Here is a 4,583-nt window from a genome sequence, read left to right as displayed (position 1 = left end):
CACGCGCACAACAACTGGTCACGGCCGAGGAGGTCGATGCGGCGCTCGACCGGATGGCCGCGGCGATCACCGAGCGTCTCGCCGGAAAGGATCCCCTGGTGCTTTGCGTGATGACGGGTGCGGTCTTTGTCGCCGGTCTTTTACTTCCCCGCCTGAAGTTTCAGCTGCGGGTCGACTATGTCGATGCCAGTCGCTATCAGGGAAAAACCAGCGGCGGGGAGATCGTCTGGCGCTACCGTCCGTCGGATGCCATTCGCGGCGAGCACGTCTTGGTGCTCGACGACATCCTCGACGAGGGCATTACGCTGCGTCGGATCGTCGATGCCTGTCATGAAGACGGTGCGGCAAGCGTGCACACCGCGGTGCTGGTGTCGAAAGAGCGCGAGCACGCGTGCGAGGCCGATGTCGTGGGTGTGCAGGTCGAGGACCGTTACCTCTATGGATACGGGCTTGACTACAAGGACTACTTCAGAAACGCAGCCGGGATTTATGCGGTGGCGGCAGAGGACGTGTAGGCGCGAAGGCTTTCATGGGTATTTGTTGAAACTGGAATATAAGTGCCCGCTTTTTGACACCTTTTGAGGTTTGGTATACATCCTGACCCGAGTGCTGCATCAGCGTGATCGGTCCTGCCGAGGGCGGCTGCGGTTTCGTCGTCCGAAGGGACGCGTCTCCTCGAGGCCGCGGGGACGCGACGAGCGCACAACTCATAACAATCGGAGGATAGTGTATGCCGACCCTTGAAGATTACCGCCACACCCACGGCGAGCTGCGTCAGATGATCGAAGATCTCAGATCACTTCTCACGCCCGAGCAGCTGCGCATTCGCCCCAATGCCAAAACCGCTTACGAGCTGTTGTGCGACCTGGGTACAAAGGTTCGCAGCCATCTCGCCGATGAGGATCGCAGTCTCTACCCGACCCTCCTCATCCACGAAGATCCCAAGGTCAAGTCGATCGCCTGGGGCTTCATCAGCGGCGAGAAGCCTTTGCGCAAGACCTTCGACGACTACCACAAGCACTGGCTGAAGAACTGCGATTTCAACTTTACGGACGATTTTCTTGCCGAAACGCACGAGATCTTCGATATGGTCGACAAGCGCATCGATCGCGAAGAGCAGGTCCTCTTTCCGAAGCTCATCGAGATCGGCATCTTCACCGATCGTTCCCGGAAGAGCGACGCGAGCTCCTTCAATCCATCCGTCTGAGAAGACTCGAATCGGTCGTCGAGATCGCACGACGACAAGAAAACGGCGCCGCAAGGCGCCTTTTTTTGGTTTCCGCGCCGCCCTCCGCTAGACTGCTCGGCCCTTTTCGAGCCAATTCCGGACCTGGTAAACGCATGAGCCTTCTCGCCATCATCGGTGGATCTGGTTTTTCGGACTTTCCCGCCCTGGAGCTCAAGGCGTCCCGCCGCATCGAAACCCCCTTCGGCGAGACCTCGGCGCCGGTCGCGATCGGGCGCCTGGACGGTGCAGAGATCCTTTTCCTTCCGCGTCACGGCGCCGGCCATCGGCTGCCGCCTCACCGGATCAACTATCGCGCCAACCTGTGGGCGCTGCGCGCCTTGGGGGCCGATCGTGTCGTCGGGCTCGCGGCGGTCGGGGGAATCGGTGCGCGCTTCTCACCGCTGGCGCTCGCGGTGCCGCACGATCTCGTCGACTACACCTACGGGCGCGAGCACAGCATCTACGACGGGGGCCAGGACGCGCTCGACCATGTCGACATGACCTCGCCCTACTGCGAGGAGCTGCGCCGAGTTTTGATCCGCGCCTGCGCCGAATCCGGTCACCCGGCGATCGAGGACGGCGTTTACGCCGCGACGCAGGGGCCGCGGCTCGAAACCACGGCCGAGATTACCCGCCTGGAGCGCGACGGCTGCGATCTCGTGGGGATGACGGGCATGCCGGAGGCCGGGATCGCGCGGGAGCTTGGGCTCTGTTATGCGAGCCTTGCGTTCGTCGTGAACTGGGCGGCCGGCAAGGGCGAGGGCGTGATCACGATGGCCGAGATCGAGTCGCATCTGCGCGAGTGTGTCGGGCGTGTGCGCAACGTCCTCGGGAGGGTTGCAACCTCGGGGTGATCGGTCGGATCGATCCGTTCGGTTGGCCCGTCGGCTCGGGCGCTCGGGTCTCGGGTATCGGTCTGCCTTCGCCGGACTCTCCGAAACGCAAGGTGTTTAAGTAAATCAGGAAACTCTGATACCATAGGCGTCCCTAAACTTATCGCTTTTCCAGGAGAATCCGAAATGGCTACCGAGGAAACTGCACCCAAACGCTCCGGTCTTGGCTGGATCCCGAAATTATCGCTTTGGGCCGTCGTGATTGCCTTCGGTTACCTGTATCTGAGCTCGACCGACCGTGATTCCACCGGCGATACGACACAGGTCGCGGTGACCGACGAGAGCAGTGTCGAGGTCGGCGGCTTCCAGAAGGTCATGGACACGCTCGGCGACTTTACGTCGTCGGCGGAAACCGTGATCGCCGACGTGACCGCCGCCGGGGCCGATGGCTTCAACCAGGTCGTGGGAAAAGTTAAGGAATTGACGGGAACGGCGGAGCCGCAGAGCGCCGCCGACCTTGCTTCCGAGACGGCCCCTGCCGAGGTCGTAAAGGCCGAGCCTGACGCTGCCGATGCGCAGCCGGCCGTCGTCGAGACGAGCGCCGCGCCGCAGGAGTCAGCCGCCAGCCCTGCGTCCGAGCGGGCCGCGGAAGACCGGCCGGCCGCCTCCGCGTTCAGCCGCCATTCGGCACCTTTGCCCGCGACGGCAGCAGCTCGGGCGGCAAGCTCGGCGTCTGAGCCGGAAGGTTCGGCTGGGGAATCCGCTTCCGCCGCGACGCTCGCCGACGCGCCGCCGATGAATGATGCGGAGGCAACCGTCTTCGCCGAGTCGTTGCTGGGAGACGAGTCGCCCTCCGAATCGGCATCCGCATCGGCCGAGGCCCCCACGTCCGCACCGACCCAGCAGGGTTTCGCGCCGGTACCGGTCGTGCCCCAGCCGTTTGCCCGTGCAGAGGTCGCACCCGCGCCGGCCGGCGCCGCCCCCGCGTTCGAAGGACGCCAGGAAAGTGCCGCTCAGTATCGTGCACGCATGATGGCCGAATATGAAAACATGCGGCGTGCCGCCGACCAGCGAGCCCGCGAATACTGGGAGCGGATGCAGGTACCCGCTCCGATGGCCGCGCCGGCAGGTTATCCCGCTTACGGACCGGCTTATGGCCCGGCTTACGGACCGGGTTACGGCGCGCCCATCTACCAGCGCTAACCCTCGTCCGGCGGTTCGTTGCATCCGCATTCACGCGGATCAACGGTCAACCGCCGGATCTAAACCGCGTCCAGAGCGAGATGCTGACTTTCGAGTGAGCTCGAGGTTTGGTGTGTCACCGGCCCTTAGCGGGGACTCGGTTTAGGGCTGCCCTTGCAGGTCGATCGCGTGCTTTAGGGGTTGCCGGCAGCGGCGGCACAGATAGACGGTTCCTTCTCGGCGGATGCGATTGTGACGGATGCTGCTGATCTCGTGCGTGCCGCAGCTGCATCGGTAGAGAAACCGCCGAAGGGATCGTGTGCGCAGCCTCGAGACGTCGAAGCGATGGCAGCGTGAAGGCTCCACGCCGAAATGGCGCATGACGGCTTGCCATTCCGGTCCGTGTGGTCGGATACGCGGGCCGTTCTTCACGAACGCCACGACATGGGCGACCTCATGCGGCACGGTCTCGGCGATGAACTGCGTCGGGTGAAGGCCCAAGAGCGTCGTGTTGTAGCGGATGACGGCGAACGACCCGCTTCGCATCCGCGCCTGCCCTGCTGCGGTCCCGCGAAGGTCGAATCGGATCTCGACCTGAGGCATGGCGAGGTGCAGCCAGGCTTCCGCTTCGCGCAGAAGCGCTCCGGTGCGGGCCGCGGCGTGCTCGGTCGGGGTGGAGATCGCCATGATTTCGCCTGTTGTCGATTCGCCTGTCATCGGATCCTCGTTGCCGTTTTCCGTGCCCCGTCCGCTCGGGTAGCGAATTCGAAGGGCCATCGACCCCCCTGAATCGCGCTCGCCGCCCGCCTCCGGTTTCCACAAGATCGCAGACTGCACCGACGAGGCCGCGTTTGGCAACGTACGGGCGGCTCGTCGGCCCTGTCATCGAGTCGGGCGGGATCTTTGCGACGAGGCTGGGCGCGCTCACCACCTTGCGGATCAAAGCCGAACCGGATACACTCCAAGGGCTTCGTAGATGAAGTCTTCTATGAACACCTTGAAGGTCGGCGTTTCATAAGAACCCCTTCGATGGGGTTTTTTTATCCTGGGCCTTTCAGTGCTGCCGAGCTTCAAGTCGGCGGTCTCCCTCGCAAGGTGGTCCGCCGGGCGTCACCTGTCCAGCGTCTCGCATGTGCAGTCGGTTCTCGTGGTCCGGGATCGGATCGGTGCAGCGGCCGTCCGCCGGCGAGACCGTCGTCTCGGTGCATTGGGTTGCGTCGGGTCGATGTGCGGATTCTTTAAGTCGTTGGGCCAATGGCCCAATTTTTGTTTCTGAAGGGCGTGCGATGGAGCCTGCTGAGAGTCGTCTCAATCAGTTGGCCCGCGGGTTTGTCGAACCC

General features: G+C 63.5%; 5 protein-coding genes. 4 read left to right on the top strand and 1 reads right to left on the bottom strand.

Going from position 1 to position 4,583, the window contains the following annotated elements; genetic code table 11:
* The 4 genes from GPT33_RS17040 to GPT33_RS17025 form a co-directional block, all read left to right on the top strand.
* On the top strand, nt 1-515 hold a 515-nt coding region (locus tag GPT33_RS17040; protein ID WP_296811349.1), incomplete at its 5' end, for a hypoxanthine-guanine phosphoribosyltransferase.
* 215 nt (nt 516-730) lie between these two features.
* Nucleotides 731-1,207, top strand: a complete 477-nt coding sequence (locus tag GPT33_RS17035) for a hemerythrin domain-containing protein (RefSeq protein WP_296811346.1) — start codon at nt 731-733, stop codon at nt 1,205-1,207.
* Nucleotides 1,208-1,341: 134 nt separating this feature from the next.
* Nucleotides 1,342-2,082 (top strand): S-methyl-5'-thioinosine phosphorylase, encoded by a 741-nt coding sequence (locus GPT33_RS17030; protein ID WP_296811344.1) that lies wholly within the window; start codon nt 1,342-1,344, stop codon nt 2,080-2,082.
* 165 nt (nt 2,083-2,247) lie between these two features.
* A complete protein-coding gene (locus GPT33_RS17025) occupies nt 2,248-3,264 on the top strand; it encodes a hypothetical protein (RefSeq protein ID WP_296811342.1) in 1,017 nt (338 codons plus the stop codon).
* A 141-nt stretch (nt 3,265-3,405) separates the two neighbouring features.
* Here the strand turns inward: GPT33_RS17025 and GPT33_RS17020 are convergent, their stop codons facing one another.
* Nucleotides 3,406-3,960, bottom strand: coding sequence for a SprT-like domain-containing protein (locus GPT33_RS17020; RefSeq protein WP_296811339.1), 555 nt, complete (start codon nt 3,958-3,960; stop codon nt 3,406-3,408).
* Nucleotides 3,961-4,583: the final 623 nt, after the last annotated feature.

It is taken from the genome of Thiocapsa sp. (assembly GCF_011390875.1).
Lineage (GTDB): Bacteria > Pseudomonadota > Gammaproteobacteria > Chromatiales > Chromatiaceae > Thiocapsa.
This window is presented reverse-complemented; position numbering and strand designations above follow the sequence as displayed.